At 71.5% G+C, this 26,858-nt stretch carries 27 protein-coding genes; 8 read left to right on the top strand and 19 right to left on the bottom strand.

What is annotated here, in order from left to right:
• Positions 1–366 precede the first annotated feature (366 nt).
• The 4 genes from GQR16_RS12715 to GQR16_RS12700 all read left to right on the top strand — a co-directional run bounded on the left by GQR16_RS12715 (position 367) and on the right by GQR16_RS12700 (position 5,331).
• Positions 367–1,077 carry a hypothetical protein gene (locus GQR16_RS12715; protein WP_157415522.1) on the top strand — a complete coding sequence of 237 codons (711 nt, stop codon included), beginning with the start codon at positions 367–369 and terminating at the stop codon, positions 1,075–1,077.
• A gap of 311 nt (positions 1,078–1,388) precedes the next feature.
• Entirely contained in the window at positions 1,389–2,723 is a 1,335-nt protein-coding gene (gene aceA, locus GQR16_RS12710) for an isocitrate lyase (RefSeq protein ID WP_157415521.1), read from the top strand.
• A 135-nt stretch (positions 2,724–2,858) separates the two neighbouring features.
• Positions 2,859–4,571, top strand: a complete 1,713-nt coding sequence (aceB, locus tag GQR16_RS12705) for a malate synthase A (RefSeq protein ID WP_246200807.1) — start codon at positions 2,859–2,861, stop codon at positions 4,569–4,571.
• 214 nt (positions 4,572–4,785) lie between these two features.
• Positions 4,786–5,331: a GNAT family N-acetyltransferase gene (locus GQR16_RS12700; protein WP_343032915.1), complete on the top strand. Its 546-nt coding sequence runs from the start codon at positions 4,786–4,788 to the stop codon at positions 5,329–5,331.
• A 10-nt stretch (positions 5,332–5,341) separates the two neighbouring features.
• Here the strand turns inward: GQR16_RS12700 and GQR16_RS12695 are convergent, their stop codons facing one another.
• The 3 genes from GQR16_RS12695 to GQR16_RS12685 are packed head-to-tail and all read right to left on the bottom strand — an operon-like array spanning position 5,342 to position 8,875.
• The gene (locus GQR16_RS12695) at positions 5,342–5,884 is read right to left on the bottom strand and encodes a GNAT family N-acetyltransferase (protein WP_246200805.1); all 543 of its coding nucleotides are present in this window, start codon (positions 5,882–5,884) and stop codon (positions 5,342–5,344) included.
• Positions 5,865–7,292 carry a cryptochrome/photolyase family protein gene (locus tag GQR16_RS12690; protein WP_157415520.1) on the bottom strand — a complete coding sequence of 476 codons (1,428 nt, stop codon included), beginning with the start codon at positions 7,290–7,292 and terminating at the stop codon, positions 5,865–5,867. The genes GQR16_RS12695 and GQR16_RS12690 overlap by 20 nt, the downstream gene beginning before the upstream one ends.
• Before the next feature lie 26 nt (positions 7,293–7,318).
• Entirely contained in the window at positions 7,319–8,875 is a 1,557-nt protein-coding gene (locus GQR16_RS12685) for an MFS transporter (RefSeq protein ID WP_170298495.1), read from the bottom strand.
• Positions 8,876–8,931: 56 nt separating this feature from the next.
• On the opposite strand from GQR16_RS12685, the gene GQR16_RS12680 reads away from it, so the two are divergent.
• Positions 8,932–9,891: an ArsR/SmtB family transcription factor gene (locus tag GQR16_RS12680; RefSeq protein WP_157415518.1), complete on the top strand. Its 960-nt coding sequence runs from the start codon at positions 8,932–8,934 to the stop codon at positions 9,889–9,891.
• Positions 9,892–9,916: 25 nt separating this feature from the next.
• Here the strand turns inward: GQR16_RS12680 and GQR16_RS12675 are convergent, their stop codons facing one another.
• From GQR16_RS12675 to GQR16_RS12630, 10 genes are all read right to left on the bottom strand, one after another.
• The gene (locus GQR16_RS12675; protein WP_157415517.1) at positions 9,917–10,462 is read right to left on the bottom strand and encodes a hypothetical protein; all 546 of its coding nucleotides are present in this window, start codon (positions 10,460–10,462) and stop codon (positions 9,917–9,919) included.
• A gap of 55 nt (positions 10,463–10,517) precedes the next feature.
• Entirely contained in the window at positions 10,518–10,745 is a 228-nt protein-coding gene (locus tag GQR16_RS12670; protein WP_157415516.1) for a hypothetical protein, read from the bottom strand.
• 43 nt (positions 10,746–10,788) lie between these two features.
• A complete protein-coding gene (locus GQR16_RS12665; RefSeq protein ID WP_157415515.1) occupies positions 10,789–11,130 on the bottom strand; it encodes a YciI family protein in 342 nt (113 codons plus the stop codon).
• 19 nt (positions 11,131–11,149) lie between these two features.
• The gene (locus tag GQR16_RS12660; RefSeq protein ID WP_157415514.1) at positions 11,150–11,554 is read right to left on the bottom strand and encodes a DUF1801 domain-containing protein; all 405 of its coding nucleotides are present in this window, start codon (positions 11,552–11,554) and stop codon (positions 11,150–11,152) included.
• Between the two features lie 9 nt (positions 11,555–11,563).
• A complete protein-coding gene (locus GQR16_RS12655; RefSeq protein ID WP_157415513.1) occupies positions 11,564–11,947 on the bottom strand; it encodes an MmcQ/YjbR family DNA-binding protein in 384 nt (127 codons plus the stop codon).
• A 120-nt stretch (positions 11,948–12,067) separates the two neighbouring features.
• Positions 12,068–13,042 carry an NADP-dependent oxidoreductase gene (locus tag GQR16_RS12650; RefSeq protein ID WP_157415512.1) on the bottom strand — a complete coding sequence of 325 codons (975 nt, stop codon included), beginning with the start codon at positions 13,040–13,042 and terminating at the stop codon, positions 12,068–12,070.
• A 177-nt stretch (positions 13,043–13,219) separates the two neighbouring features.
• Positions 13,220–14,041, bottom strand: a complete 822-nt coding sequence (locus GQR16_RS12645) for an alpha/beta fold hydrolase (RefSeq protein WP_157415511.1) — start codon at positions 14,039–14,041, stop codon at positions 13,220–13,222.
• Positions 14,038–14,682, bottom strand: a complete 645-nt coding sequence (locus tag GQR16_RS12640; protein WP_157415529.1) for a YqaJ viral recombinase family protein — start codon at positions 14,680–14,682, stop codon at positions 14,038–14,040. The genes GQR16_RS12645 and GQR16_RS12640 overlap by 4 nt, the downstream gene beginning before the upstream one ends.
• Before the next feature lie 137 nt (positions 14,683–14,819).
• Positions 14,820–15,827, bottom strand: coding sequence for an SDR family oxidoreductase (locus tag GQR16_RS12635; protein WP_157415510.1), 1,008 nt, complete (start codon positions 15,825–15,827; stop codon positions 14,820–14,822).
• 91 nt (positions 15,828–15,918) lie between these two features.
• Positions 15,919–17,601: a molybdopterin-dependent oxidoreductase gene (locus GQR16_RS12630; RefSeq protein ID WP_157415509.1), complete on the bottom strand. Its 1,683-nt coding sequence runs from the start codon at positions 17,599–17,601 to the stop codon at positions 15,919–15,921.
• A gap of 213 nt (positions 17,602–17,814) precedes the next feature.
• Between GQR16_RS12630 and GQR16_RS12625 the strand changes: the two genes are divergently transcribed.
• The gene (locus GQR16_RS12625; RefSeq protein ID WP_170298494.1) at positions 17,815–18,189 is read left to right on the top strand and encodes an SIP domain-containing protein; all 375 of its coding nucleotides are present in this window, start codon (positions 17,815–17,817) and stop codon (positions 18,187–18,189) included.
• A 43-nt stretch (positions 18,190–18,232) separates the two neighbouring features.
• Here the strand turns inward: GQR16_RS12625 and GQR16_RS12620 are convergent, their stop codons facing one another.
• The 4 genes from GQR16_RS12620 to GQR16_RS12605 form a co-directional block, all read right to left on the bottom strand.
• Positions 18,233–18,631, bottom strand: coding sequence for a RidA family protein (locus GQR16_RS12620; RefSeq protein WP_157415507.1), 399 nt, complete (start codon positions 18,629–18,631; stop codon positions 18,233–18,235).
• Positions 18,632–18,684: 53 nt separating this feature from the next.
• Positions 18,685–19,482: an amidase domain-containing protein gene (locus GQR16_RS12615; RefSeq protein ID WP_157415506.1), complete on the bottom strand. Its 798-nt coding sequence runs from the start codon at positions 19,480–19,482 to the stop codon at positions 18,685–18,687.
• Between the two features lie 160 nt (positions 19,483–19,642).
• Positions 19,643–20,311 carry an ABC transporter ATP-binding protein gene (locus tag GQR16_RS12610; RefSeq protein WP_157415505.1) on the bottom strand — a complete coding sequence of 223 codons (669 nt, stop codon included), beginning with the start codon at positions 20,309–20,311 and terminating at the stop codon, positions 19,643–19,645.
• Positions 20,312–20,372: 61 nt separating this feature from the next.
• A complete protein-coding gene (locus GQR16_RS12605; protein ID WP_157415504.1) occupies positions 20,373–21,905 on the bottom strand; it encodes an ABC transporter permease in 1,533 nt (510 codons plus the stop codon).
• Positions 21,906–22,078: 173 nt separating this feature from the next.
• On the opposite strand from GQR16_RS12605, the gene GQR16_RS12600 reads away from it, so the two are divergent.
• Entirely contained in the window at positions 22,079–22,819 is a 741-nt protein-coding gene (locus GQR16_RS12600; RefSeq protein WP_157415503.1) for a response regulator transcription factor, read from the top strand.
• Complete coding sequence (locus GQR16_RS12595) at positions 22,816–24,375, top strand: sensor histidine kinase (protein WP_157415502.1); 1,560 nt, start codon at positions 22,816–22,818, stop codon at positions 24,373–24,375. The genes GQR16_RS12600 and GQR16_RS12595 overlap by 4 nt, the downstream gene beginning before the upstream one ends.
• 157 nt (positions 24,376–24,532) lie before the next feature.
• Here GQR16_RS12595 and GQR16_RS12590 read toward each other — a convergent pair whose 3' ends face one another.
• Together GQR16_RS12590 and GQR16_RS12585 are read right to left on the bottom strand one after the other, a co-directional pair.
• Entirely contained in the window at positions 24,533–25,036 is a 504-nt protein-coding gene (locus GQR16_RS12590) for a MarR family winged helix-turn-helix transcriptional regulator (protein WP_170298493.1), read from the bottom strand.
• A gap of 10 nt (positions 25,037–25,046) precedes the next feature.
• Positions 25,047–26,771 (bottom strand): MDR family MFS transporter, encoded by a 1,725-nt coding sequence (locus GQR16_RS12585; RefSeq protein WP_157415528.1) that lies wholly within the window; start codon positions 26,769–26,771, stop codon positions 25,047–25,049.
• Positions 26,772–26,858 lie beyond the last annotated feature (87 nt).

The following is a 26,858-nucleotide window of genomic DNA, read 5'->3' as shown; positions in this document are numbered from 1 at the left end:
CCCCGGCCCCCTGGGGGTGTGGTTGGTGGGGGCCGCGCCGGTGCGCGGGGCCCCCCCCCCCCCCCCCCCCCCCCGCCAGTCTCCCGGCGAGCGCTCCTCCCCAGGCGAGGTCGATCGGCTGAACGCGATCGGACGAGCTTCGCTCGAGGCGCGCGTCGAGCCCGCAGGCACACTCGTCGGATGCGTCGAACGACTCCGCTTCCGGCATCGCTCGTGGATCGTCCGTTTGCGACACCCGAGGCGATCGACGCCGGGGCTTCGCGGCGCAGGCTGCGCAACGGCGACCTGGCCCGACCGTTCCGCGGAGTCCGGGCACCTCGCCCCGCAGAGACGGTCGGGCATCGGTGTGCTGCGTACGCCACCGTCATGCCCTCCAACCAGGTCTTCTCGCACGTCACGGCGGCCGTGCTGCTCGGTCTCCCGTTGCCGCTCGCCGTCGAGTGCGACGCGCGCGTGCACGTGACCGCGCTCGAAGGCGGCCGGGCACCGAGGCGGAGCGGCGTCGCCGGATACTCCACGACGGGTCATCCGCCGGTCCGCCAGGTTCGCGGTCTTCGCGTGCTGGCGCCCGCCGATGCCTGGTGCTCCCTCGCGGGCCGGCTCCAGCACGACGACCTCGTCGCTGCCGGCGACAGGCTCGTGGGCTTGCCGTCGCCGTTGGCGTCGTTCGACGAGATCGACCGGGCGATCGCGCGTCACGGCAACCGTGCGGGCGCGGCCAACCTGCGCAGAGCACGGGCAGATCTCCGCGCGAACTCCTACTCGCGGCCCGAGACGCTCGCGCGCCTCGCCTTGCTTCGCGCCGGTCTTCCCGAGGCTGAACCGAACGGCGTCATCGAGCTCCGATCGGGGCGGCGCACTCGCGGCGACCTGGTGTTCCGCACGTACAAGGTGCTGGTCGAGTACGACGGCGAGCATCATCGGCTCGACCTCGGCCAATGGACGACGGATGTCACCAGACTCAACGATCTCGCAGCCGACGGCTGGCTGGTGATCAGGGCGACGAAACGGATGGCGCTCGCCGACCTCGTGACGCGCGCGGAGCGCGCCTTGCGAGACCGGGGCTGGACACGCTGATCGCCGGCCCTCATCGTTCGGTCGCTTGTAGTCGCTTCGACGCGGGTATTCCGACCACGAGTGACCGAACGATGGGCGTGATGGGGAGGGGCGGCGGGGCATGTTTCCGCAGCGCAGAAATACCGCGGAAGTTCACCCCCCGAATCGTCGGTCGGGGTGCCCCGGCGGCCCGCAGAGTGGAACCACAGCCACCCCGGACGGCGCCGAAGCAGACGTCGGACGGGCAGCACGAGACATCCGCACGAGACATCCGCCCGCTGCATCGAAGCAGGACCGCAGCAGCACCGAAGCCGCACCGAAGGAGCACCACGATGAGCACGAACCGCCCCGGCGACCAGACCCAGACCGCAGCCGAACTGCAGCTCGAGTGGGACGCGAACCCGCGTTGGGAGGGTGTCAGCCGCGACTACACCGCCGAGGACGTCATCGCCCTCCGCGGCCCGGTGCGCGAGGAGCGCACGCTCGCCAAGCGCGGCGCCGAGCGCCTGTGGGACGACATCCAGAAGAACACGGGCACCGCGTTCGCGCCGCAGGAGGACCCGCAGTGGTCGGCGGCCCTCGGCGCCCTCACCGGCAACCAGGCCGTGCAGCAGGTCCGCGCGGGCCTCAAGGCGATCTACCTGAGCGGCTGGCAGGTCGCGGCCGACGCGAACCTCAGCGGCCAGACCTACCCCGACCAGTCGCTCTACCCCGCGAACTCGGTGCCGGCCGTCGTTCGCCGCATCAACAACGCCCTGCTGCGCACGGGCCAGATCGAGCAGGGCAACGAGGCCGAGACCGGCATCTCCGACTGGATGGCCCCCATCGTCGCCGACGCCGAGGCAGGCTTCGGCGGCCCGCTGAACGCCTACGAGCTCATGCACCAGATGATCGAGGCCGGCGCAGCGGGCGTGCACTGGGAGGACCAGCTCGCGAGCGAGAAGAAGTGCGGCCACATGGGCGGCAAGGTGCTCATCCCGACGTCGCAGCACATCCGCACGATCAACGCGGCCCGTCTGGCGGCGGATGTCGCGGGCGTGCCGTCGATCATCATCGCCCGCACCGACGCGCTGGCCGCGACCCTGCTGACGAGCGACCACGACGACCGCGACAAGCCGTTCGTCACGGGCGACCGCACCGCGGAGGGCTTCTACGAGGTGCAGAACGGCATCGAGCCGGTCATCGCCCGCGGCCTCGCGTACGCCGAGTACGCCGACCTGCTCTGGGTCGAGTCGGCCGAGCCCGACCTCGACCTCGCGCGCCGCTTCGCCGAGGCCGTGCACGCGAAGTTCCCGGGCAAGCGCCTCTCGTACAACTGCTCGCCGAGCTTCAACTGGAAGCGCCACCTCGACGACGACCAGATCGCGAAGTTCCAGCGCGAGCTCGCGTCGATGGGCTACGCCTTCCAGTTCATCACCCTCGCGGGCTTCCACTCCCTGAACCACGGCATGTTCACGCTCGCCAAGGACTACAACGAGCGCCACATGTCGGCCTACGTCGAGCTCCAGGAGGCGGAATTCGCCTCGGAGGCATCCGGCTACACCGCGACGCGCCACCAGCGCGAAGTCGGCACCGGCTACTTCGACCAGATCGCCACGGCGCTGAACCCCAACAGCGCGACGCTCGCCCTCGTCGGATCGACCGAGGAAGACCAGTTCCAGCACTGACCCTCTCGCCGGGTGGAGTTCTGCCGGTCGAGTAGGCGCCCCGGGCGCCGTATCGAGACCACACCAGGTCTCGATACGCGCTTCGCGCTACTCGACCGGCGAACTCCCCACCGGTGAATCGAAGGAGACGACATCATGAACACGACACCGACCATGACCCTCGAGCGCGAGCGAACGGATGCCGCATCCGCCCGCCTGCCCGAACCGAAGCCCGCCACCGGCAGCTTCCAGACCGTCGAGCCGCGCATCGAGATCGCCCGCTCGGGCGCGGAGCGCGCGGCATCCGTCGACCGTGCCGACGAGATCCTCACGCCAGAGGCGCTCGCGTTCCTCGCGGCGCTGCACGACCGCTTCGCCGGCACCCGCCACGAGCTGCTCGCCGAGCGCCTGAAGACCCGTGTCGACGCGGCGAACGGCCGCGACCCGCGCTTCATGCCCGAGACGGCATGGATCCGCGACGACGCATCCTGGCGCGTGGCCGGCCCCGGCCCCGGACTCGAGGACCGTCGCGTCGAGATCACCGGTCCGACCGACCGCAAGATGGCCATCAACGCCCTGAACTCGGGTGCGAAGGTGTGGCTCGCCGACCAGGAGGACGCCACGAGCCCCACCTGGGAGAACGTGATCGGCGGGCAGACGACGCTGTTCGACTTCCTGCGCGGCGACCTCTCGTACACGAGCCCCGAGGGCAAGGAGTACCGCGTCACCGCGTCGGAGACCCCGACGATCGTGATGCGTCCGCGCGGCTGGCACCTCGTCGAGAAGCACCTGACGTTCCACGACCGCGCCGGGCGCGCGATGCACGCATCCGGTTCGCTCGTCGACTTCGGGCTGTACTTCTTCCACAACGCCCAGGCGCTCATCGCCGCGGGTCGCGGGCCGTACTTCTACCTGCCGAAGCTCGAGAGCCACCGCGAGGCGAAGCTCTGGAACGACATCTTCGTCTTCTCGCAGAACGCGCTCGGCATCCCGCAGGGCACGATCCGCGCGACCGTGCTCATCGAGACGATCCAGGCCGCGTTCCAGATGGACGAGATCCTCTACGAGCTGCGCGACCACTGCGCGGGCCTCAACGCCGGTCGCTGGGACTACATCTTCTCGATCGTGAAGACGTTCCGCTCGCGCGGCCGTCGCTGGGTCTTCCCCGACCGCAAGGCGATCACCATGACGGTGCCGTTCATGCGGGCGTACACCGAACTGCTCGTGCAGACGTGCCACAAGCGCGGCGCACATGCGATCGGCGGCATGAGCGCGTTCATCCCGAACCGCCGCGACCCCGAGGTGACCGAGCGGGCGCTCACGGCGGTCTCCGCCGACAAGCGTCGGGAGGCCGGCGACGGATTCGATGGCACGTGGGTCGCGCACCCCGACCTGATCCCGACGGCTCGCGCCGAGTTCGACGCCGTGCTCGGCGACCGGCCCAACCAGGTCGACCGCCTGCGCGACGACGTGCAGGTCACCGCTGCCGACCTGCTCGACATCCCGTCGATCGGCGGCGAGGTCACCGAGGCCGGCGTGCGCGACAACGTGTCGATCGCGATCCGCTACGTCGAGTCGTGGCTGCGCGGCACCGGCGCCGCGGCGATCGACAACCTCATGGAGGACGCCGCGACCGCCGAGATCTCCCGCTCGCAGATCTGGCAGTGGCTCGACAACAACACCGTCACCGCCGAGGGCACGCGCATCGACCAGACGTCGATCGTGCGCCTCATGGCCGAGGCCGTCGCCGCCCTGCCGCGCTTCGAGGGCGACCGGTTCGACGACGCGATCTCGGTGTTCCGCACCGTGGCGCTCGAGCCCGAGTTCCCGACGTTCCTCACGGTGGGGGCGTACGCCCGCTTCCTCTGAGCGCTCGAGTCGCCCGACTCCGCATGGCGTCGGGCGACTCGGCACCGCCGCGGTTCCCGAAGGGCCGCGTCGACCGCATCCGGCGATCCCGGAAGGTGCAACGGTCGGCGCGGCCCTCTCGGCGCGCCGCGGGACGGGCGCGGGCCGGGCGCCGCGGTCCCGATGCGTGCCTCGGCGCGCGGCGACATCCGTCGGCCTGCCAGACTGTCGAATCGTGACCCGAACCACGATTCGCCAGGCCAGGCCGACGGATGCCGCGGCGCTCGCCGATCTCGCGGCCGAGACGTTCCCGCTCGCCTGCCCGCCCTCGACCACCGCCGAGGCGATCGCCGAGTTCATCGCCGTCAACTTCACCGTCGCGAGGTTTGAGGCGTACCTGGCCGACGCGGATCGCGTGATCACCGTGGCCGAAGACGCCTCGGGTGACCTCGTCGGCTACACGATGCTCGTCGGCGGCGATCCGAGCGATGCGGATGTCGCGGCAGCCGTCGTCGAACGCCCCGTCATCGAGCTCGGCAAGTTCTACACGCTGGCATCGGCGCACGGCACCGGATCGGTCGCGGGGCCGCTCATGGAGGGCACCCTCCAGGCGGCGCGGGCGACCGGTGCGGTCGCCGCGTGGCTCGGCGTCAACGAGGAGAACGGGCGCGCGATCCGCTTCTACGAGAAGCACGGATTCGTGAAGGCCGGGCGCAAGCACTTCCGGCTCGGCGACCGCGACGAGGACGACTGGGTGCTCGCACGCCCGCTCGCCGTCTGACCGAGCAGGGTCAGCGTGCCGTCATCTGGATGCGCGGACTCGCGATGCCGGTGGCGAGCGCCGAGGCGACGTCGTGCTCGGCGAGCTCGCGATGCCACGCCGTCGCGGGTTCGGACTCGACGAATCCGCAGCTGCGGTAGAACGGCGCGTTCCAGGGGACGTCGGCGTAGGTCCGCAGGGTGATCTCGTCGTAGCCGAGCGCACGGGCGCGAGCGATCGCGGCTTCGACGAGGCGCCGGCCGTGGCCACGGCGTGCATGCGACGGGGCGACCGAGAGCTGCTCGAGGTGTGCGAAGCCGTCGTGCTCGAGCACCTGGGCGAAGCCGACGACGATCGGTTCGCCGCCGACCGTCTCTGAGCTCGAGATCTCGGCATCGAGCGCGACCAGCACGAACCCGGGTTGCGCCGAGCGGGTCGCCGCGTCGGGCGCGGGCCGCCACGATGCGGGCCGGAACCGCTCGATGAAGAGCTCGTCGGCGTCGTTCTCGATCCGTTCGAGCAGGGCGTGGTCGCTGGGCGTCGCGAGTCGGATCTCACGGAGAGGTTCGTGCACGCGCCGATCCTATGGCCGACTTCACCGTCTGGTATCCGGCCAGGGCCGCCTCGCGGGACTCGCCGAGATCCACGATCGGCTCGGGGTACTCCTCGGTGTCGACCTCGGGCACCCATCGGTGCACGTAGGCGCCGTCGGGGTCGAACTTCTTCGCCTGCAGCAGCGGGTTGAACACGCGGAAGTAGGGCGCGGCATCCGCCCCCGAGCCCGCGACCCACTGCCAGTTGAACGGGTTGGCGGCTGCATCGGCGTCGACGAGCGTGTCCCAGAACCACTGCTCGCCGCGGCGCCAGTCGATGAGCAGGTTCTTCGTGAGGAACGACGCCGTGACCATGCGCACCCGGTTGTGCATGCTGCCCGTGCGCCACAGCTCGCGCATGCCCGCGTCGACGATCGGCACGCCCGTGCGGCCCTCCTCCCACGCCCGCAGCGCGGTCGGGTGCAGGCGCGGCCACGGGAACGCGTCGAACTCGGCGCGCCAGTTGCTGGTGGCGAGGTCGGGTGCGTGGAAGAGGACGTGCCACGCGAACTCGCGCCAGCCGAGCTCGGCGAGGAACCGGGCACGGCTCGTGGCCTCACCCGTCGCTTCGCCGCGCCGGCCGTCGGCGCCGCCCGTCGACCGGCGCTCGCGCACCGCGTTCCAGACCTCGAACGGGCTGATCTCGCCCCAGCGCAGGTGCGGCGACAGGCGCGAGGTCGCGTCGATCGCCGGGCGGTCGCGGTGCCCGTCGTAGTCGCCGAGGCGTTCGTCGAGGAACGTCTCGAGCCGGTCGTGCGCCCCTTCCGATCCGGGGGTCCACGTCTCGCGGAGGCCCGCCGCCCAGTCGGGCCGCGTCGGCAGCAGGTGCCACGAGTCGAGGTCGTCGCTCGCGGCATCCGGAACGTGCGCGTCGAGCCCATCGGGCACGGCGAGCGGATGCCGCGCCTCGGGCGCTGCGAGGCAGGCGCGCCAGAACGGGGTGAAGACCGAGTACGGCGTGCCCTGCCCGGTGCGGATCGTCCACGGTTCGAAGAGCAGGTTGCCGGCGAAGCTCTTCACCTCGAGCCCGTCGTCGCCCAGCGCGGACTTCAGCTCGGTGTCGACCTCGCGCTCGGGGCCGCCGTAGCGGCGGTTCCAGAACACGGCGTCGGCGCCGGTCTCGCTCACGAGCGAGCGGATGACTCGGCCCGCCGCTCCACGACGCAGCACGAGCGTCGTGCCGAGCGCCTCGAGGTCGGCACGCAGGGCTTCGAGCGAGCCGTGCAGCCACCAGCGGGCGGCCCCGCCGAGCGGACGGATGCCGGGCGACTCCTCGTCGAGCACGAACACGCACACGACCGGGGCGCCGCGTTCGGCCGCCGCGGCGAGCGCCGGATGATCGCCGACCCGCAGGTCGTCGCGGAACCAGACGATCGTCGGTGCGGGCATGCGCCCGACCCTACCCGGTGGGCTGCCTAGGAGACTCGGGGTTGCGCAGCGCGCGCGGCATCCACTCGGGTCGCGGCCGAGCGGGCGATCGCCCAGGTGCCGAGTCCCGACGCGAGGAACACCACCGCGAGGATCGCCCAGCCCGCCAGGCCCATGCTGATCGCCGTGGCGGTGACGACCGCGGGCGCGAGCGTCGCGCCGATCGAGTAGCCCATCGAGTAGACGCCCTGGTAGGTGCCCGCCTGCACCGGGTCGGCGAGCTCGAAGCTGAGGCCCCAGCCGCCGGCCTGCGAGAGCACCTCGGCGAACGCGTGCGTGATCGAGGCGAGCACGATGAACACGACCGAGAACCACACGGGCAGTCCGGCGGCCGCGGCGTAGACGAGGCAGGTCGCCGCCATGAGCCACGCGGCGACGGCCGAGACGCGTCCGGCACGGCGCAGGTCGTGCGTGCCCCGCGAGAGCGGCACCTGGAACAGCACCACGATCGCCGTGTTGATGATGAGCACGGCCGACACGAGCACGGCCGATGCATCGGTCTCGTGCGCGATCCACAGCGGCACGCCGATCTCGGCGACGCCGAACTGCATGCCGAAGATCGCGCTGAGTCCCGTGAGGGCGAGGTAGCGGGGGTCGCGCCACGGCGAGTGCGCGAAGCGGCTTCGACGCTTCGGCGGGGGCGTCGGGCGAGCGGATGCCGCGGGCGGGGCGTCATGCGGATCGCGGCCCTCCGCGGCATCCGCCCCACCGGGCTCGGGCACGTCGTCGTCGACGGTGCCGTCCACGGCCGCGACGGCGCCGACCGCATCGACCGCACCGACCGCGCCCGTCACCGGCGGAATCGCGCGCGGCGCGTCGACGCTCGCGGGCAGCTTCACGAGCCGCACGAGGGCGAGCAGGTAGAGCGCGCCGGCGGCGACGAGCAGGATCCGGTAGGCCTCGGCCGTGCCGATCGCGAGGGCGAGCGCGCCGAGCCCCGAGCCGACGGCGATCGACACGTTCGTGACCGTGCGCAGCACCGCCCTGGCCTGCACGCGCTGCTCGGCCTCGAATGCCCGCGCGAGGATCGCCATGCGCGTGGAGTTCGCACCCTGCCCGAACGCCCCGACGATGACCGCGACGACGAGGGCCGACACGAAGTCGCCGGTCGCCGCGTAGCAGAGCAGGCCGAGGCCCTCGAGCGTCGTGAACACGAGCAGCACGCGGCGCGCGCTCATGCGGTCGGCGAGCCAGCCGCCCGCGAGCGAGGCGACGATGCCCGCCGCGCTCGCCGCGCCCAGCACGATCGCGATCTCGTGCGCGGGCAGCCCGACGATGAGCGTGAAGTAGAGCACCGTGATGGTGATGAAGATGCCGCGCCCGACACGGCTGATGAGGGTCGCGGTCACGAGGATCCGCAGCACCGGGTTCGAGACGGATGCCGCGATGCGGGCCGCCAACCCCGGCTTGCCGGTACCCGGGGTGCCGGGGTCGCCCTCGGCCTGCGCCGCGGCATCCGCTTCATCGATGCTCGTGGCGGCGGCCTCGAGATCGGGTTCGATGACGGGCAACGAGGAGGTGTCGGGACTCGAGGTAGGGCTCACAGTGACGATCCTGCTGAGGCGGTCGGCCGGGCGAAACCGATGTAGCGTAGTGCTACATGTTGCGCTACGTGCTGAACGAAGACGACGTCGGAGCCGTGCGCTTCGCCCTCTCGCCGCTGTGCGAACTCGGCCTGTCGTTGCGGGCCATCCGGGAGCCCGCGAGGTTCCCGCTCCAGCTCGGCTGGCTGCGGCGCACCGAAGAGGCGCGCGAACGCCTCGACATGCGCGTGCTCGGCGCCCTCATCGACGAGCGCATGTGGACGCCCGACTTCCTGAACCCCCGGCCCGCGTCGCCGCTCACTCGGCTCGAAGACGAGTTCCGCGCGCTCGCCGCGACCCCGGCCGACGTGTTCCGCAGCGACCTCGTCGCCGTGCACGGGCACGTGCCCGAAGTGTTCGGCGGGTCGACGAGTCAGGCGCTCCGCCGCATCATCCGTGCGCTCAGGCAGCTCTGGGAGACCTGCTTCGAGCCGTACTGGCCGCGCATGCGCGCCGTGCTCGAGGCCGATGTGGTCTACCGCGGACGCCAGATCGCCCAGGCCGGGGTGGCCAGCATGCTCAACGGGCTCTCGCCGCGCATCGCCTACGACCACGGCGTGGTCTCGGTGCGGCTCGCCGACCCGAACGACCGCACGCTCGCCATCGACGGCAACGGCCTCACCCTCATGCCCACGATGTTCACGCGTCGCGCCTCGGCGCCGATCGGCGACGGTCCGCCGATGATCCTCTACTCGGCCCGCGGCCAGGGCGCCCTCTGGGAGGCCGAACCCGTCGCGAACCCCGCTGCGGTCGCCGCCGTGCTCGGCGAGACGCGCGCGAGCCTGCTCGCCGCCCTCGGCGACCCCGCCTCCTCCACCGAGCTCGGCGTGCGCTTCGGCGTCACCGCATCGGCCGTGAACCAGCACCTGCGCGTGCTCCGCGACGCCGGCCTGCTCGTCAGCACCCGCTACGGCCGCAGCGTGCTCTACCTGCGCAGCGAGCTCGGCTCGGCGCTCCTCGAGTCGCGCTCGGGCTGACGCGTCGGCCGGAGCGGGCTGAGGGCTACCTCCGGGCACCTCGGCTGAGCCGGCGCTGGCGGGGCGTCATCATGCGACCGCTCAGTCGGTCGTAGGCTCCGGCGAACCCCGGGACCCTCGCGGGAACGGCGCTGTTGATCGCGCTCAGTCGGGCGAACAACCACGAGAGGTCGCCGCAGGCGAAGAGGGGAACGCTTCGATGCCCGACGGCACGAATGACCGTAATCTGGTACGAGAGCCCCAGGAACGGTCCCACGTCGATGATCGACGGCACCGGGAGGTCGCCGCGGGCGAACGGGGCCCGCCAGTACAAGGTCTCGCCACGGACTTCGAGCCGGTACGGGATTCGGAACAACCACCAGTACAGGTTCCAAGCGAGGGCCGCGAACCACACCGTCATGAACACCATGGCCTGCCAGCCCTCGCTGACGACGCGTGGTGCGACCAGCGCGCCGAACACGAGCAAGAGCACGAGGATGCCGATCATGAACGGTCGCCACCAGAAGGGCATCTCCCAGCGGTGAATCGCCCCCTCGAGGGTTCCATCGCGATCGGCGTCGGAGGCCTTCATGCGGGAACCTTCCGATCTTGCGTCGAGACGGTTCGTGGCCCGCTGCCGGCGGACCTCACGGGGCGTCCGCCTGCGAGACCCGCTCCTGCGATGCGGGCGTCGAGACGGGCTCGCGCGGCGGCCACACCACGAGCAGGTACGCGGCGATCGGGCCCAGGAACGCGGTGAGCAGGAACCAGGTCCAGGCCGACCGGTTGCGCGTGCGCGCGTAGCCGCCCGCCAGGATCGCCACGGTCAGCCACAGCGCCGTGATCATGCCGGTGCCCGCAGGGTCGATGTTCATGGGCGCAACGCTATCGCGGCCACGCGCGCGAGTCGGTCGGCGCTCAGCTCTCGGGGTCGTACATGAACTCCCGCACCTCCTGCGCGCAGCGGCAGGCGGTCGCGATCCTGGCTGCCCACTCGAGGGCGGCCTCGCGGGTGGGGAGCTCCAGCACGGTGAAGCCGCCGTCGAACCGGCTGGTCTGCGGGTACGTGCCCTCGGCGACCGATCCACCGCCGTCGACCATGACGGCTGCGACGCTCTCGTCGATGCCGCCGCCGAACACCCAGACGCCGGCGTCCTTCGCCTCCTGCACGACGGCGTGCGCGGCATCCGCCACTGCCGGCAGCTCGTCGGCGGAGACGACCATGGCACTGCTCGGGAACGAGATCAGGTACTTCGTCATCGTGCTGACTCCTCGTCGTTCATCGGTTCGATCCGCTGTCCGCCAACCAGGCCTGGATGACCGCGACGACCGCATCGCGCCGGTCGACGGGTTCGTCGGCGGGCGGCAGCGTGAGGCTGGCCCGGATGTCAGAGTGCCAGGTGAGCAGCCCATCTGGGTCGCCCGCGAAGGTCGGCGTCGCGCCCTTCTGCTCCCCGCGTTTGGTGCCGAAGTGGAGGATCAGCCGAACCGGGCCCCTGCCCGCGGCATTGATCGTCAGCCGATCGACGCCGTCGAGCGTGTAACTCGGCGAATTCCATTTCACGATCTCGACGAGCCCGGGCTCGGCCTCGCGCACGAGCGCCCGCAGCGCGTCGACCTCGGCCCGCCGCTCGGGCGACTGGGCGGCGAGGAACTCGTCGACGGTTTCGAATCGCGTGGGCATGCGGCGATGCTAACGCTCGTCGAACTCGCGCCGCAGGTACTTCGGCGCCTGCACGCGCCAGGCCTCGGTCACGAGTTCGGCGAGGTGGTCGAGTTCGACGTCGGCCATGCGGAACGCGATCTTCGGCTCGCCCCACGGGGTCGTCGTGCGCAGGAACACGTCGGGCGCCATCTGCACGAGCGCGAGCGCGTCGACCGGGTCGGCGACCTTGACTCCGACGACGAGCTCGGCCGCGACGATCGCCCGCACGTCGTCGGGGATGCTCGGCCACGGGTGGCACTCCCAGGCGTACAGCTTGTTGCGCACGAACCAGGCGGCACCGCCCGTGGTCGCGCGCTCTTCATTGCCGGGCAGCGCCGAGGCCGTGCGCCGAAGGTCGTCGAGGGTGGCCACGACGCGAGCATACGCAGCGCCACCGACACCGACACCGCCGGGATCGGCGTCATGGTCGCCGCGCGAACTCAGTACCGACGAACTGCGGATGCCGCGGCATCCGCTCGCTCGAACCGAGCCCTACTCGGGGTCGGGTGCGACGCGCAGCACGACCTTGCCGCGCACGTGCCCGCCCTCGACGAGGCGGTGCGCCTCGGCGCCGTCGGCGAGCGGCAGTTCGCGGTCGACGTGCACGCGCAGGGCGCCGTCGTCGACGAGCCGGGTGAGCACGGCGAGGGTGCGGGCGTCGGGGGAGCACGAGTATCCGGTGGCGCGGATGCCGCGGGCGGCCGCCTCGTCGGCCATGGTCGGCCAGGACCCGGTGGGCACGTTGACGATGAGCCCGCCGTGGCGGATCGCGTCGAGCGAGCGGGTGCCCGTGTCGTCCTTCACGTTGCCGATGAGGTCGATGACGACGTCCTGCTCGCCGGCGACCTCTTCGAAGCGCTCGGCGCGGTAGTCGATGACGTGCTCGGCGCCGAGGCCGCGCACGAACTCGACGTTGTCGGGTCCGCAGGTGGCCGTGACATGCGCACCGAAGTAGGCGGCGAGCTGCACGGCGAGGTGGCCGACGCCGCCGGCGCCGGCGTGCACGAGCACGCGCTGCCCGTCGTGCACGCGGGCGACGTCGACGATCGCGCCCCACGCGGTGAGCGCCGCGATCGGCAGGGCCGCCGCCTCGACGAAGCCGAGCGAGGCGGGCATGGGGGCGACGCTCATCGACGAGACCGTGACGAACTCGGCGAAGCTGCCGGGCGTGCGCGGCGGGCGGGCGCTGCCGTAGACGCGGTCGCCGACGTGCAGCGGGTGCGAGGCGTAGGGCACGTGCTCGACGACGCCCGCGAAGTCGTTGCCGAGCACGGCCGGGTAGCCGGTGATCGCGGCCGACGTGCCGCGGCCGGCGCGGGTCTTCGCGTCGATCGGGTTCACGCCCGCGGCGATGACGCGCACGAGCACCTCGTCGCCGATGCGGATCGGCCGGTCGACGTCGGCGACGTGCAGCTCGTCGGCGTCACCCGTGCGGTCGATCACCAGGGCGCGCATCGTGTCGGTCATGCGACCATCCTCGCGCGCCCGGTGCCGAGTCGTCGGACGGATTCGGCGACACGCCGAGTGCGGGCGGCGTGTCGCGCCGTTCTTCGGGCGACTCGGCGAATCCTGCCGGCCGCAACCGGGAAGGTGGCCGGACGAGCCGCGGACGAGCCGCGGACGACCCGCAGGCGAGCCAGGGCCCTAGAAGTCGCGCAGCCAGCGCCCGACCTGCTCGGTGAGCACATGCGACTGGGCGGCGGGTCCGTCGTCGCGCGCGGGCAGCACCAGCATGGGTCCGGCGACGCCGGCGGCCCAGCGCTCGGCCGTCGACAGGGGGTGCACGGGGTCGCGCAGGGCGCCGACCACGAGCGAGCGGATGCCGCGGCGCTCGAGCTCGGCCAGTTCGGCGTCGTCGCGGAACGCCCGGTTGCGCGGCACCTCGACGAGGCGCATGGCCCGGCGCGCGGCATCGGGAGCGGTGAACTGGGCGAGCAGCGCGCGAGCGCCGAGCGGAGAGACCTCGGCGACCCGGTGGTAGACCTCGCGATCCTGGAACTCGGCGGCGCCCGTTGCGCCGGCGTCGGCGAGCACCTGGCCGATCACGGGGAACGGCCGGAGGTTCTCGGGCACGGGCGTGTCGTCGAAGGAGGGGCGGATGAACACCGCGCGTTCGACGGGCAGCAGGCCGTCGAGCGCGATGCGGAGTGCGATCGCCGCACCCATCGAGATGCCCATGATCGTGATCGGGCTCTCGGGGTCGATGCGCACGCCGCCGTCGGTGCCGGACGAGACCGAGGCCGCGCCGGCCGCGAGCGCGACCCGAACCGCTTCGGCCACCTCGGCCGCGAGCCGGTCGATCGCGAAGTCGGACGCCGTGCCGACCTCGAGGAACCCGCCGTGAGCCCGCACATCGGGCGCGATGACGAGTTCGTCGGCGCCGAGGATCTCGTGCACCATCGGCTCGAGCAGGGTCAGCGGTTGCCGGCGATCGGCTCCGAGTCCGTGCAGCAGCACGACCGTCATGCGAGCACGCTCGGCCGGTAGTAGGCGCGCGCCTCCTGAGCGGGTGCCTGCTTCGGTCTGATCGCCTCCAGCAGTTCGTCGGCCAGCTGCACGAGGATCGCGATCTGGTCGTCGTCGCGGTCGATCCACCGGCACTCGGGCTCGGCGCCGACGGGCACGAAGTCCTCGTGCTGCTCCCACACGATGAGCGTGCGCTCGGCTCCGAGCACGTACTGCTGCCACCACACCTGCCGAAGGTAGTTGCGCGGCACGGCCCGCCAGGGCTTCGAGGTCGTCTTGATCTCGCAGAGTTCGAGCACGCCGCGGTCGGTCACGCGCAGGCCGTCGGGCGTGGCCAGATGGCGGCGGTCGGATGCCGCGTGGTACAGCAACGACGAATGGTGCATGCCGTGCTCGCGGTCGGCCCACGCGGCGATGACCGGCTCGCGCTCGCGGCCGTGGTCGGTGTAGCGGCTGCCGCCGAAGCTGCGCGGGGCGCCGTGCAGCTTCTCCCAGGCGGCGGACTTCACCGAGGTGCGGGTCGCGAGCTTCGCGGCATCGGTCGCGGTGATGCCCTGCGACCGGGCCCGGAGCCAGGCCACCCGATCGGTCGAGTCGGCGACGACGCGGGTCTCGTGCGGCAGCTTCGCGCGCGGCGCGATCGAGCCGCGGTCGTCGCGGGGGTCGCGCGTCTCACGCAGATCGCCGTCTGGCGTGAGATCGAAGAGCGCGAAGGGGGAGTCGGGCACACCCAGAGAGTATCGCGGGCCGCCCACGCGCGGACGGCGGGTTCGGTGTGTCAGCGCGACGCGCTCGCGACGATGCGGTCGAACGCGGCATCCGCTTCGGGGTCGATGCGCTGCAGCTCGGGCGTCGCGTCGATGAACTCGATGATCTCCTGTGCGCCGCGGTCGAACGTGATCGTCGTGGCGAAGTCGGGAACGAGGGCCTTCACCTTCGAGTTGTCGAACACCATCGAGTGCGCCTTGTCGCCGAGCAGGCCGGGGCCCCACTCGGGGTTGAGCGCGGCGATGGTCTCGGATGCCACGTGCACGAGGTCGGGCGAGGAGACCCCGGCCGCGTCGGCGAGCCAGGTGTAGATCTGGTTCCACGTGGGGGAGTGGTCGCCGGTGATGTGGAACGCGTCGCCGATCGCGAGCGGGTTGCCGAGCAGGCCCGCGAACGCGACGGCGAAGTCGCGGTGGTGGGTGATGGTCCAGAGGCTCGTGCCGTCGCCGTGCACGAGCACCGGCCGGCCGGCGCGCATGCGGGCGATGTCGGTGTACCCGCCGATGGTCGGCAGCAGCGTGCGATCGTACGTGTGCGACGGGCGCACGATCGTCGCCGGGAACCCGCGCTCGCGCACGGCCTCGACGAGCAGGTCCTCGCACGCGATCTTGTCGCGGGAGTACTGCCATTCGGAGTTCACGAGCGGCGTCGACTCGGTCACCGGCAGGCGCGACGGCGGGGTCTGGTAGGCCGATGCGCTGCTGATGAAGACGTACTGGCCGACGCGACCCTCGAAGAGCTCGAGGTCGGTGCGGACGTGCTCGGGGGTGAACGCGAGGAACTCGCACACGACGTCGAACTCCAGCGGGTTCGCGGTGTCGCGGCCGAGGGCGGCGCGCACCGAGTCGGGCTCGCGGATGTCGGCGGTGATCGTGCGCACGGTCGGAGGCAGCGGCCGCAGGGTCGAGGACGACCCGCGATTCAGCACGGTCACGTCGTGCCCGAGGTCGACCGCCCTGGCGACGCAGGCCGAGCTGATCACGCCGCTGCCGCCGATGAAGAGGATCCGCTTGCTCATCCCTCGATGCTCGCAGATATCCACGCGGGCGGTGCTGATCCCGAACCGGGAAGCGTGGGCGGATGTCGCGTGCCGACCACTTGGGCGACGCTCAGCTCACCTGCACGAGTCGCCGCTGCCACCCGGTCGAGCCGTCGGGGGCGATGGGCGCTCGCTCCTCGACCTGGAGGTTGCCGTCGCGGTCGGTGGCCCGCACGGTCACGTTGTGGCTGCCGCTCGTGGCCTCCCACTCGAGGAACCACTGCACCCAGGTGTCGGCGTTCACGGGGTTCGAGAGGGTCGCGCGCTGCCAGTCGGCGTCGTCGATCTTGACCTCGACGTGGTCGATGCCGACGGTCTGCGCCCAGGCGACGCCCGCGATGACGGTCGTGCCGGGTGCGACGGCCTTGTCGAGCCGGGGCGTGTCGATGCGCGACGAGAGCTTGATGGGGGCCTTCGCGCTGTACCCGCGCGGGGTCCAGTACGCCTCCTCGGCGTCGAAGCGCGTGACCTTCAGCTCGGTGATCCACTTCGTCGCCGAGACGTAGCCGTAGAGGCCGGGCACGACCATGCGCACCGGGAATCCGTGTTCGAGCGGCAGCGGCTCGCCGTTCATGGCGACCGCGAGGATCGCGTCGAGCCCGTCGTCGGTGAGCGAGGCGAGCGGCGTCGACGCGGTGAAGCCGTCGACGCTCCGCGAGAGCACCATGTCGGCGTCGGCGCCCGGCGAGGCCTTCGCGAGCACGTCGCGCACAGGCACGCCGAGCCACTTCGCGGTGCCGAGCAGGTCGCCGCCGACCTCGTTCGAGACGCAGGTCAGCGTGATCGAGTACTCGTCGAGGCCCATCGCCACGAGGTCGTCGAACGTCAGCTCGACGCGCTCGCCGACCATGCCGTCGACGACGAGTCGCCATGTGGCCGGGTCGACCGAGGGCACGGTGAGCGCGGTGTCGACGCGATAGAAGTCGGCGTTGGGCGTGTACAGCGGCGTGAGGCCCGGGATGTCGAGCTCGGCGCCGTCCGGAACCGTGACGATCGAGTTCGGCGCCGGCAGCTTCAGCGCCTTGCGGATTGCGGCGATCGAGCTCGTCGCGGCGCCGGCGACGCGCGAGCCGACGCCGACCACGAGGGCGGATGCCGCGGCGATCCCGGCGAGCACGAAGAACCCGCGACGGTCGACGGATGCCGCGGGCCGGCCGGCCTTCGCGCGCTCGCCGGGATCGGGCGGAACCGCCGAGCCCGCCACGTCGTCGTTCGCAACCGCGGACCCGTGCCACGCCCGGAGCCGACGCGCGAGCAGCACGAGCACGACGATGCCCGCGGCGGAGCCGACGAGCGGGGGCAGCCACGCGAACGCGGTCGCGCCCGTTCGCGTCACGACGGCCGCGAGCGAGAGTGCGCCGGCGAGTCCGAGGGCGATCGCGCCGAGCGGGGGCTTGACGAACTGCAGCACGCCGGCGATCGCCGAGGCGACGAGCACGGCGAGGCCGAGCCCGCCGAGCAGCGCGATCTTGTCGTACTCGCCGAACACCTCGATCGCGAACTCCTTGGCCCACTGCGGCACGATGTCGATCACGAACGATCCGACGGCGAGGATCGGGCTGCCGTCGCGGGCGACGACGAGTGCCACGAGTTCGGCCGCGGCGAGGAACACACCGGCGCTGACGACGCCGGAGAGCGCGGCGAGCGACCGCCAGCGCAGCCGCCTCCGGGCCGATCGTGCGGCCGGCGCCGCCGATGCCGCAGGCGCGGGGTCGCCGCCGCGGCCGCTCGCTCGCCGTTCCTCGTGCTCCATGTCGGGCCCTCCGTCCGGTGCGCGGCGCATCGCCTCGCTGTCGGTGGTTCGGCGCGGGCGTCGGCGCGGATTGGCCGGGAGCGATCCGGTGTGCTCGCGTAGCTGCGTGCGGGCTGAACATCTCGCCGCTCGTCTTGCCCTTGAGGTAAGGCTTACCTAAAGTGGACTTCGAACCCCTGACAGTTGAGGAAAGGCCGGTCGATGGTCAGCAGGATGCGCCCGCCAGCACCGCCCGCGGCACACGTGCTCATGGCCGGCGACACGGGCGACATCGCCGCGATCCGCTCCCGGCTCGCCGACTGCGACCCGAACGCCACCGGACTCGTGTTCGTCGAGGCGTTCAACGCCGTGCAGATCGTGCACCTCGACGCGCCCGCGGGGGTCGGCGTGCACTGGGTGTTCCGCGAGAACGCGCTCGGCACGGTCGCACCCCGCGGTCAGGTGCTCGTCGCCGCGGTCGACGGGTGGCTCGACGAGTGGATGCGCCCCGAGGGCGGCGTCGAGATCGTCATCTGGCTCGGCGCGCGTTCGTCGGGCATCGTCAACACCTACGCGAGTCGACTCGACCGCGAGCTCGCCGCGATCTAGCCCGTTCTGCGCACGAGCACGTGCCGTGGCCCGTCGGCCCGCGTCACGTGCGCACGGGGACGGCCGCGATCGCGCTCACCTCGACGACGAACGCCGGGTTCGCGAACCCCGCCACCTGGATCACCTGCACGGTCGTCGCGTGCCGACCCCAGACCTCGGCCGAGGCCTCGTAGCCGGCCGTCGCATCGGCGCCCGCGACGAGCGTGATCGTCAGCGATACGACGTTGGTCTGGTCGGCGCCCGCCTCGGCGAGCACGGCGAGCAGGTTCTGCATGGCGCGGCGGGTCTGCGGCCCGAGGCCGCCCTCGACGACGACGCCGTCGGCATCGACGCCGTTCTGCCCGCCGACGTAGAGGGTGTCGTGCGCCCCGGTCACGAGCACACCCTGGCTGAAGGCCGGGCTGCGGTGCAGCGACGGCGGGTTGAGGTGCGTGATCTCCATGGGTCCGGTCTACGCCTGCCCACCGACATCCGCACGCATCGGTGCAGGCGGCGTCAGTCGGCGATGCTCCAGTAGTACACGTCTCCGCCGGGGTGCAGCTCGGTGATCGCGTAGTCGACCGAGCGATCCCATGTGGCGTCGGTGTGGCCCGCGTAGAGGACGTCGATCGATCCGTCGTCGTTCGTCACGACGGCGGTGACGATGCCCGTGTGGTCGCGATCGCCGGAGACGTCCCAGTCGAACTGCACGATGTCGCCGACCTTCACCTGGTCGCGCTGGTCGTCGGTGAGCGCGGTCGCGAGGTCGGGGCGCGACTCGAGGTACTCCATGAACGCCGTCGAGCTGCGCCAGGCGGCCGAGCTCGAGTAGGCGTCGCCGACGGCGTACCACCACTCGTCGTCTTCGACCCAGCCGCGGGCGATGAGCGACTGGCTCGCCAGGTTCATGCAGTCGTTCTCGTCGATGAAGCCGTACTCGTCGCTCCAGGTCGAGTCCCAGTTCTGCTCGACGTACTCCATCTGCGCCGCGACGTCGGTGCTCAACGACGCCCAGTCGAGTTCGAGGCCCGAGTCGGGGTCGGCCGTCGTGTCGGCGCTGGCGGCGGACTCCTGCACCTCGACCGAATCCTCGGCGCTCTCGGCGGGGGAGGGCGCGCCCTGCGTCGCCGACGCCCAGCCGATCGCCACGAATCCGCACCCCACGGCGAGCACCGTCACGACGGCCGTGACGGCGAGTGCGCGGCGGCGGCGGAACATGCGGCGGCGGTCGTCCTCGGTCGGCTCGTCGGCGCCCGAGAGCTCGGCCGGCTCGAAATCGTCGTGGGGGTCTGAGGGCGGTTCGGGGTACGACATCCCTTCGACGGTAGGTGTCGAGCCTGTGCATCCCCTTTGGCTTCCATCCGAAAGCCCCCGGGGAGGCAGCACCGGCATCGAACCGTGCACACGGACGACCGATGCCGTAGCCACGCGCGGTGGCTGCGGCATCCGGTCAGCGGTGCTCGAAGGGGTCGGGTCAGCGTTCGGTGACGGTGCCGGCCTTGATGTGGAGGCGGCGCTGGGCGCGCTTGGCCACCGCCGAGTCGTGCGTCACGACGATGAGGGTCAGCCCGCGGTCGCGGTGCAGCCCCTCGAGGATCTCGAGGATCTCGTCGCGGGTCTCCTCGTCGAGGGCGCCCGTCGGCTCGTCGGCGAGCAGCACGTCGGGCTCCTTGACGAGTGCGCGGGCGATCGCGACGCGCTGCTGCTGGCCGCCGGAGAGCTCGGTCGGCAGGTGCCCCGCCCGGTCGGCGAGCCCGACCGAGGCGAGGGCCTCCGCGGCCCGCTTCGCGCGCACCTCGCCCGAGACGCCGAGCGGTTCGAGCGCGGTCTCGACGTTCTCCTGCGCGGTGAGCGTGGGGATCAGGTTGAAGTTCTGGAAGACGAACCCGATCTCCTTCGCGCGGATCTTCGCGAGCCTGCCGTCGGGCATGTTCGAGATGTCGTCGGCGCCGATGGTGATCGTGCCCGACGTCGGCCGGTCGAGTCCGCCGAGCATCTGCAGCAGCGTCGACTTGCCGCCGCCCGTCGGGCCCTGGATGGCGACGTGCTGGCCTGCGCCGATGGCGAGGTCGACGTTCTTCAGCGCGTGCACCGTGCGGTTGCCCTGCCGGTACGTCTTGGTGAGTTTCGTGAGCGTGTACATGGTGTCCTTCGGTTCGAGGGCGAACGGAGATTCGGTCGTGCGCGGATGCCGGTGGCCGGTCTCAGCCGACGCTCCGCAGTGCCTCGGCGGGCCGCAGCCGCGACGCGCGCCAGCCGCCGATCGCACCGGCGAGCAGGCCGCCGAGGATCGCGATGCCCACGGCGATCGCGATGACCGACACCGTGATGGGCGCGTTCAGCGCGACCTCGGTCGTGGCCGCCGCGGTCTGGCTCATGGGGCCGCCGAAGCCGCGCGTCACGGTGCCGCCGCTCGCGTCGCCGCCCGCCGCACCGCCGGGGCCGCCCTGTCCGCCGGCCAGGTCGAAGCCGCTGCTCGAGGCGCTGCCCGAGAGGGTCGGGGCGATCACGTTGATCACGAGGATGCCGATGAGGCCGATCGCGATGCCGGCCGCGCCGCCGATGAGGCCGGTGACGAGCGACTCGCCGGCGACCTGGCCGGTGATGCGGCGGTTCGACCAGCCGATGGCCTTCAGGGTGCCGAACTCGCGTGTGCGGCGCGTGACGCCCGAGATGGTGAACAGGATCGCGATGAGGAACGCGGCGACGAGCACGGCGAGCGACAGCCAGAGGCCGAGGTTCGACACGAGGTCGGAGGCCGTGCTGAGCGAACCCGAGACGCTCGACGCGAGGTCCTCCTGCGTCGACACGGTCGCGTCGGGCAGCGCGGCCTCGATGTCGGCCTGCACCTGCGAGATGTCGGTCGACGATGCCGCTTGAACGTAGATGTTCGAGAGCATGCCCTCTTCGCCCGAGAGGGTCTGGGCCACGTCGAGCGGGATGTAGACATTCGACGCGCTCGCCGAGTCTGCCGCGTTCGACGTGACCGTGCCGACGATCTCGAAGTCGGTGCCGCCGATGTCGATGGTGCCGCCCACGGCGAGTTCGGCGCTCGTGGCGTAGTCGGCGTCGAGCACGGCGACGTTCGCGCCCGTGTCGTCGGCGTCGAGCGTTCGGCCCTCGGCGAGGGACACGGCCGAGAGCGGGCCGATCGCGTCGGCAGACGGGTCGAGGCCGAGCACGCTGAACGAGTCGACGTCGAAGGCGCTGCCGCCCGCGCCGTCCGGGCCGCCCTGCGGCGCCTCGCCGTCAGTGCCCTCCGTCGTCGTCGGGCCGCTCGGCACGGTGCCGTCGCCGCCCTGCTGCATCTGCGGCATCTGGCCGTTGAAGGTCGTGTTCGTCAGCGACAGGGTGCCGGATGCGGCGGCGACGTTGTCGACGCCGAGCACCGTGTCGAGGGCGCTCGCGTCGAATGTGCTCGCGCCGAACCCGGCCATCAGGCGCGACTGGCTGAGCTCGGTCGTGCCGTCGGTCGTGGTGCCGGCGTCCGCGTCGAACTCGAAGCGCGGACCGCCGCCGCCCTCGCCCTCCTCGGGAGGCGTCGGCGATTGCGACACCGTGATGTCGGTGCCGACGCCGTAGACCGACTCGAGCACCGAGGCCTGCGCGGCCTTCACGCCCGAGGCGACGGAGTTGACGATGATGACGAGCGCGATCGCGAGCGCCATCCCGATGGCGATGATCGCCGTCTGTCTGCGGCGACCGGCGAGCTCGCGCCGGAGATACGTGAAGAACATGGGAATCCTCGGGGGTCGGGCGGAGCGCACCGGGCGGGGCGCCGTCCACGAACGTAGGGACGCGGGCTTTGGCCCCCCTTGCCGCACCCTATGGATCGGCCATGAGCGCCGGCACGCGGCATCCGCTCACAAAGCTCATAGGAAACGCATAGCGCGACGCGGATACTGGAGACATGACGAGCACCAGCCAGCATCGCGCTCCCCAGATCGCCAAGGGCGACGGATCCATGGTCCGCGTGCTCGTGGTCGACGACGAGCACTCGCTCACCGACCTGCTGAAGATGGCCCTGCGCTACGAGGGCTGGGACGTGCGCACCGCCGCCGACGGCGTCAGCGCCGTGAAGGTCGCCCGCGAGTTCCGGCCCGACGCGATCGTGCTCGACATCATGCTGCCCGACATCGACGGGCTCGAGGTGCTGCAGCGCGTGCGCGCCGACGGCACCGAGACGCCCGTGCTGTTCCTCACCGCGAAGGACTCGCTCGACGACCGCATCGCGGGCCTCACCGCGGGCGGCGACGACTACGTCACCAAGCCGTTCAGCCTCGAAGAGGTCGTCGCGCGCCTGCGCGGACTCATCCGCCGGTCGTCGCTCACGCTCGCGAACGCGAAGGACCCCGTGCTCGTCGTCGGCGACCTCTCGCTCGACGAGGACAGCTACGAGGTCGAGCGCGCCGGCACGCAGATCGAGCTCACCGCGACCGAGTTCGAGCTGCTGCGCTTCCTGATGCGCAACCCGCGCCGCGTGCTCAGCAAGGCGCAGATCCTCGATCGCGTGTGGTCCTACGACTTCGGCGGCAAGGAGTCGGTCGTCGAGCTCTACATCTCGTACCTGCGCAAGAAGATCGACGCGGGGCGCGAGCCGATGATCCACACCGTGCGCGGCGCGGGCTACATGATCAAGGCCGCCGGATGACGAAGCCCGGCGACCCCGGCCACGCGGCCGCCGCGCGGGCCGACGCCCAGACGCACGCCTCCGCGCTGCTCGACGCCGAGGCGCACGAGGCCGGCGGTCGACGCCGCGGACGCCCGTGGACCCTGCATCGTCGGCTGCTCGTGATCGTCGCGGCCCTCCTCATCGCGGTGAGCGCGGTCGTCGGGCTCGTGACGGTCGCCGTCTTCCACAGCGCGTCGCTGAGCCGGCTCGACACGAACCTCGACTCCGCGATCTCGCGCACGAACCTCGGACCGGCCCTCCCCGGAGACCCGGCCGATGCGCCGGGCATCGCCCTGAACGTCCCGGGTCAGGAGGCCGGCACGCTCGCGGCGCTCGTGCAGACCGACGGCACCGCCAACGCGGGGTACATCACCGATCGCGGTCGTGTGCTCGAGCTTCCCGCCGACGTCGCCGAACCCCTCACCACCGTGCCCGCCGACGGCGGATCGCACACGATCTCCATCGACCGGCTGGGCGAGTACCGGGCGAAGGCCGTCGAGCGCCCCGAGTGGAACGGCATCACCGTCGTGCTCGCGCTGCCGCTCGGCGAGGTGACCACCGCGACGACGCAGCTCGCGATCACGATCACGATCGTGGCGGTGCTCGGGCTGGTGCTCGCGCTCTTCGTCGGATCCGCGGTCATCCGCCGTGCGCTGAGCCCGCTCGCCAACGTCACCGCGACCGCGCAGCGCGTGTCGGAGCTGCCGCTCGAGCGCGGCGACGTCGCGCTCGCCGAACGCGTGCCCGTCGACGACGAGCGAACCGAGGTCGGCCGCCTCGGCACGGCGTTCAACCGCATGCTCGGGCACGTGGCATCCGCCCTCACCGCCCGCGAGCACAGCGAACGCAAGGTGCGACGCTTCGTGGCCGACGCCTCGCACGAGCTGCGCACGCCGCTCGCGTCGATCCGCGGCTACGCCGAGCTCACGCGCCTGCACGGCGGCGACCTGCCGCCCGACGTCACGCACGCGATCTCGCGCATCGAGTCCGAGTCCGTGCGCATGACCGAGCTCGTCGAAGACCTCCTGCTCCTCGCCCGGCTCGACGAGGGCCGCGAGCTCGCCGCCAGGCCGGTCGACCTCGAGCGCATGCTCGGCGAGGCCGTCGGCGACGCGCAGGCGGCGGGCCCCGGCCACGACTGGGAGGTGCGGGCGACGGATGCCGCGACGGCCGTCGTCGGCGACGAACCCCGCCTGCGCCAGGTCGTGACGAACCTGCTGGCGAACGCCCGGGTGCACACGCCGGAGGGCACGCACGTCGTCGCCTCGCTCGACCGCGAGGGCGACGAGGTCGTGCTGCGCGTGAGCGACGACGGACCCGGCATCCCGCCCGAGCTCCTGGGCTCGCTGTTCGAGCGCTTCGCCCGCGGGGACTCCTCCCGCTCGCGCCGGGCCGGCAGCACCGGCCTCGGGCTCGCGATCGTTCGCGCGGTCGTCGAGGCGCACGACGGCGAGGTCGACGTGGCGAGCGAGCCCGGCTCCACGGTGTTCACCGTGCGCCTGCCCGCCGCCCCGCCCGCCTCGCCCGTCGAGTAGACCGCCGGTCGAGGAGCGAAGCGTCTCGAGACCAGCGCCCGGCCGCAACGCTGGTCTCGAGACGGCGCTGGCGCGCCTCCTCGACCGGCGTCGCACGCGACGAAGGCCCGCCCTCCAGATGGAGGGCGGGCCTTCGGACGTTCGCGGCGACCGGGCGTCAGGCGTTGCCGATGCTCCGCAGCAGGTCGGCGAAGCGGCGGAGCTCGGCCTCTGGCCGACCGGTGAGCACGTCGCGCAGGCGCTGCTGGTTGGCATCGCGCACGCTCTGCACGCGCTCGATCGCCTTGGGCGTCGCGACGAGCACCCGGACGCGGCCGTCGTGCTCGTCGGCCCGGGTCTCGACCAGGCCGAACTCCTCGAGCACGCGGATCTGGCGACTGACGACGGACTTGTCCATCTCGTACATCTCCGCGAGTACGTGCGCGTTGGTCGTGCCGAGGCGCGTGATCGACGAGAGCAGCTTGTAGGCGGCCGGTTGCAGATCGGGGTGGATCTGCTGGGCCGCCTCCTTCCAGACCGTGCGGACCCGGTTGAACAGCATGCTCAGCTGTTCTTCGACCTCGGCGATGGCGGAGGCCGTGGCCTGGTCGGCCGTCGAGTCGATCGCGTCGATCAGCTCGATCGACTCGCCGGAGTCGGTCTGGTCGGAGGCCTCGGTCACGAGCGTCATGTTATCGGGCGGTCGTGGTGTCGGCCGTGTCGGAGCCGGCCGCCGACGGGCGGTTGCCCGTGCCGGCGGTCGCCTTCGAGGGGGCGTCCGCCGCGGCATCCGTCTCGACGAGCTGGATCGACGAGGTCACGGGTGCACCGATCTCGGCTTCGGCCAGGTCGATCGCGACCTGCTCGAACTCCTCCTTCAGCTGCTCGGCCGAGGTCTTCGTCGAGAGGGCCTTGTTCGGCAGGAAGGCGATCGCGATCACGCTGAGCAGCGCGAGCGGCACGGTGACCCAGAAGACATCGGCGATGCCGTTGCCGTAGGCGTTCTCGATGATCACGCGGATGCCCTCGGGCAGCTGCGAGACGTGGGGGATGCCGCCGCCGGCGAGGCCCTTCAGCGCGTCGATCTCCTCGGGCGAGGTGGGCGTGAAGTTCTTCAGGCCCGACGTGATGTGCGTCGTGACCTGCGTGGCCAGCAGCGAGCCCATGACGGTGACGCCGATGGTGCCCGCGATGGTGCGGAAGAAGTTCACGTTCGAGCTCGCGGCACCCAGCTGCGAGGCCGGGGTGTCGTTCTGCACGACGAGCGTGAGGTTCTGCATGACCATGCCGAGGCCCGCGCCGAGCACGACCATGTAGACGCTGACCCAGAGGTAGTCGGTGTCGTAGTCGAGCGTCGTCATGAGGTAGCCGCCGGCGACGACGAGCAGCGAGCCGAGCACCATGAAGCGCTTCCACTTGCCGAACTTGCTGATGAGTGCGCCGACGAGGATCGAGGCGCCCATCTGGCCGACGATCATGGGGATCGTCATGAGGCCAGACTCGGTCGGGGTCGCGCCACGGGCGAGCTGGAAGTACTGCGCGAGGAACACGCTGGTCGCGAACATCGAGACGCCGATCGCGATGGACGCGATGACGGCGAGCGTGAAGGTGCGGTTCTTGAAGAGCGTCATCGGCACGATGGGCTCCGGCACGAAGAACTCGGTGACCACGAAGCCGATGATGGCCGCGGCCGAGACGCCGATCACGACGTAGCTCGTCATCGAGTCCCACTCGAACTCGCTCCCGCCGAGGGAGACCCAGATGAGCAGCAGCGAGACGCCGACCGTGAGCAGCGCGATGCCGACGTAGTCGATCTTCACGGCGCGCTTGGGCATGGGCGGAAGGTGCAGCGTGCGCTGGATGACGATGAGCGCGATGATCGCGAGCGGGATCGGCAGGAAGAAGTTGGCGCGCCAACCCCAGGCGTCGGTCACGACGCCGCCGAGCAGCGGGCCGCCGATGGTCGCGACGGCCATGATGCCGCCGACGAAGCCCATGTACTTGCCGCGCTCGCGCGGCGAGATGATGACCGCGATGAGGATCATGACGAGCGACATGAGGCCACCCGCGCCGAGGCCCTGGATCACGCGGACGGCGATGAGGGTCGTGGTGTCCTGGGCGAAGCCGGCGATCGCCGTGCCGACGACGAAGAGGCTGATCGCCGAGATGAGCAGCACCTTGCGGTTCACCAGGTCGGCGAGCTTGCCCCAGATCGGGGTCGAGACGGCCATGGCGAGCAGGCTCGCGGTGATGACCCAGGTGTAGGCGGTCTGGTCGCCGCCGAGGTCGGCGATGATGAGCGGCATCGAGGTCGAGACGACCGTGCCGGAGATGACGGCGACGAACATCGCCACGACTAGGCCGGAGATCGCGACGATCACCTCGCGCGGGGTGCGTTGCGCCGACGCGGCCGGCATGCTGCCGGTCGTGGGCTTGTCTGTCACAGAAGTCACGTGTGTTTCCTTACGTCTTGCACGTCTTGTCGATTCACAAGGTTGATATAG

Origin of the sequence: Agromyces allii (assembly GCF_009749385.1) — a bacterium.
In the GTDB taxonomy this organism is placed as follows: Bacteria; Actinomycetota; Actinomycetes; order Actinomycetales; family Microbacteriaceae; genus Agromyces; species Agromyces allii.
This window is presented reverse-complemented; position numbering and strand designations above follow the sequence as displayed.

What these genes read in the sequence shown, in the direction of transcription:
- aceB (WP_246200807.1), top strand. Translation starts at nt 2,859, where the DNA reads ATGAACACGACACCGACCATGACCCTCGAGCGCGAGCGAACGGATGCC.
- GQR16_RS12605 (WP_157415504.1), bottom strand. Translation starts at nt 21,905, where the DNA reads ATGTTCTTCACGTATCTCCGGCGCGAGCTCGCCGGTCGCCGCAGACAG.
- GQR16_RS12715 (WP_157415522.1), top strand. Translation starts at nt 367, where the DNA reads ATGCCCTCCAACCAGGTCTTCTCGCACGTCACGGCGGCCGTGCTGCTC.
- GQR16_RS12585 (WP_157415528.1), bottom strand. Translation starts at nt 26,771, where the DNA reads ATGCCGGCCGCGTCGGCGCAACGCACCCCGCGCGAGGTGATCGTCGCG.
- GQR16_RS12665 (WP_157415515.1), bottom strand. Translation starts at nt 11,130, where the DNA reads ATGACGAAGTACCTGATCTCGTTCCCGAGCAGTGCCATGGTCGTCTCC.
- GQR16_RS12650 (WP_157415512.1), bottom strand. Translation starts at nt 13,042, where the DNA reads ATGACCGACACGATGCGCGCCCTGGTGATCGACCGCACGGGTGACGCC.
- GQR16_RS12675 (WP_157415517.1), bottom strand. Translation starts at nt 10,462, where the DNA reads ATGAAGGCCTCCGACGCCGATCGCGATGGAACCCTCGAGGGGGCGATT.
- GQR16_RS12625 (WP_170298494.1), top strand. Translation starts at nt 17,815, where the DNA reads ATGCGCCCGCCAGCACCGCCCGCGGCACACGTGCTCATGGCCGGCGAC.
- GQR16_RS12670 (WP_157415516.1), bottom strand. Translation starts at nt 10,745, where the DNA reads ATGAACATCGACCCTGCGGGCACCGGCATGATCACGGCGCTGTGGCTG.
- aceA (WP_157415521.1), top strand. Translation starts at nt 1,389, where the DNA reads ATGAGCACGAACCGCCCCGGCGACCAGACCCAGACCGCAGCCGAACTG.
- GQR16_RS12615 (WP_157415506.1), bottom strand. Translation starts at nt 19,482, where the DNA reads ATGTCGTACCCCGAACCGCCCTCAGACCCCCACGACGATTTCGAGCCG.
- GQR16_RS12620 (WP_157415507.1), bottom strand. Translation starts at nt 18,631, where the DNA reads ATGGAGATCACGCACCTCAACCCGCCGTCGCTGCACCGCAGCCCGGCC.
- GQR16_RS12630 (WP_157415509.1), bottom strand. Translation starts at nt 17,601, where the DNA reads ATGGAGCACGAGGAACGGCGAGCGAGCGGCCGCGGCGGCGACCCCGCG.
- GQR16_RS12600 (WP_157415503.1), top strand. Translation starts at nt 22,079, where the DNA reads ATGACGAGCACCAGCCAGCATCGCGCTCCCCAGATCGCCAAGGGCGAC.
- GQR16_RS12660 (WP_157415514.1), bottom strand. Translation starts at nt 11,554, where the DNA reads ATGCCCACGCGATTCGAAACCGTCGACGAGTTCCTCGCCGCCCAGTCG.
- GQR16_RS12645 (WP_157415511.1), bottom strand. Translation starts at nt 14,041, where the DNA reads ATGACGGTCGTGCTGCTGCACGGACTCGGAGCCGATCGCCGGCAACCG.
- GQR16_RS12595 (WP_157415502.1), top strand. Translation starts at nt 22,816, where the DNA reads ATGACGAAGCCCGGCGACCCCGGCCACGCGGCCGCCGCGCGGGCCGAC.
- GQR16_RS12690 (WP_157415520.1), bottom strand. Translation starts at nt 7,292, where the DNA reads ATGCCCGCACCGACGATCGTCTGGTTCCGCGACGACCTGCGGGTCGGC.
- GQR16_RS12680 (WP_157415518.1), top strand. Translation starts at nt 8,932, where the DNA reads ATGTTGCGCTACGTGCTGAACGAAGACGACGTCGGAGCCGTGCGCTTC.
- GQR16_RS12635 (WP_157415510.1), bottom strand. Translation starts at nt 15,827, where the DNA reads ATGAGCAAGCGGATCCTCTTCATCGGCGGCAGCGGCGTGATCAGCTCG.
- GQR16_RS12610 (WP_157415505.1), bottom strand. Translation starts at nt 20,311, where the DNA reads ATGTACACGCTCACGAAACTCACCAAGACGTACCGGCAGGGCAACCGC.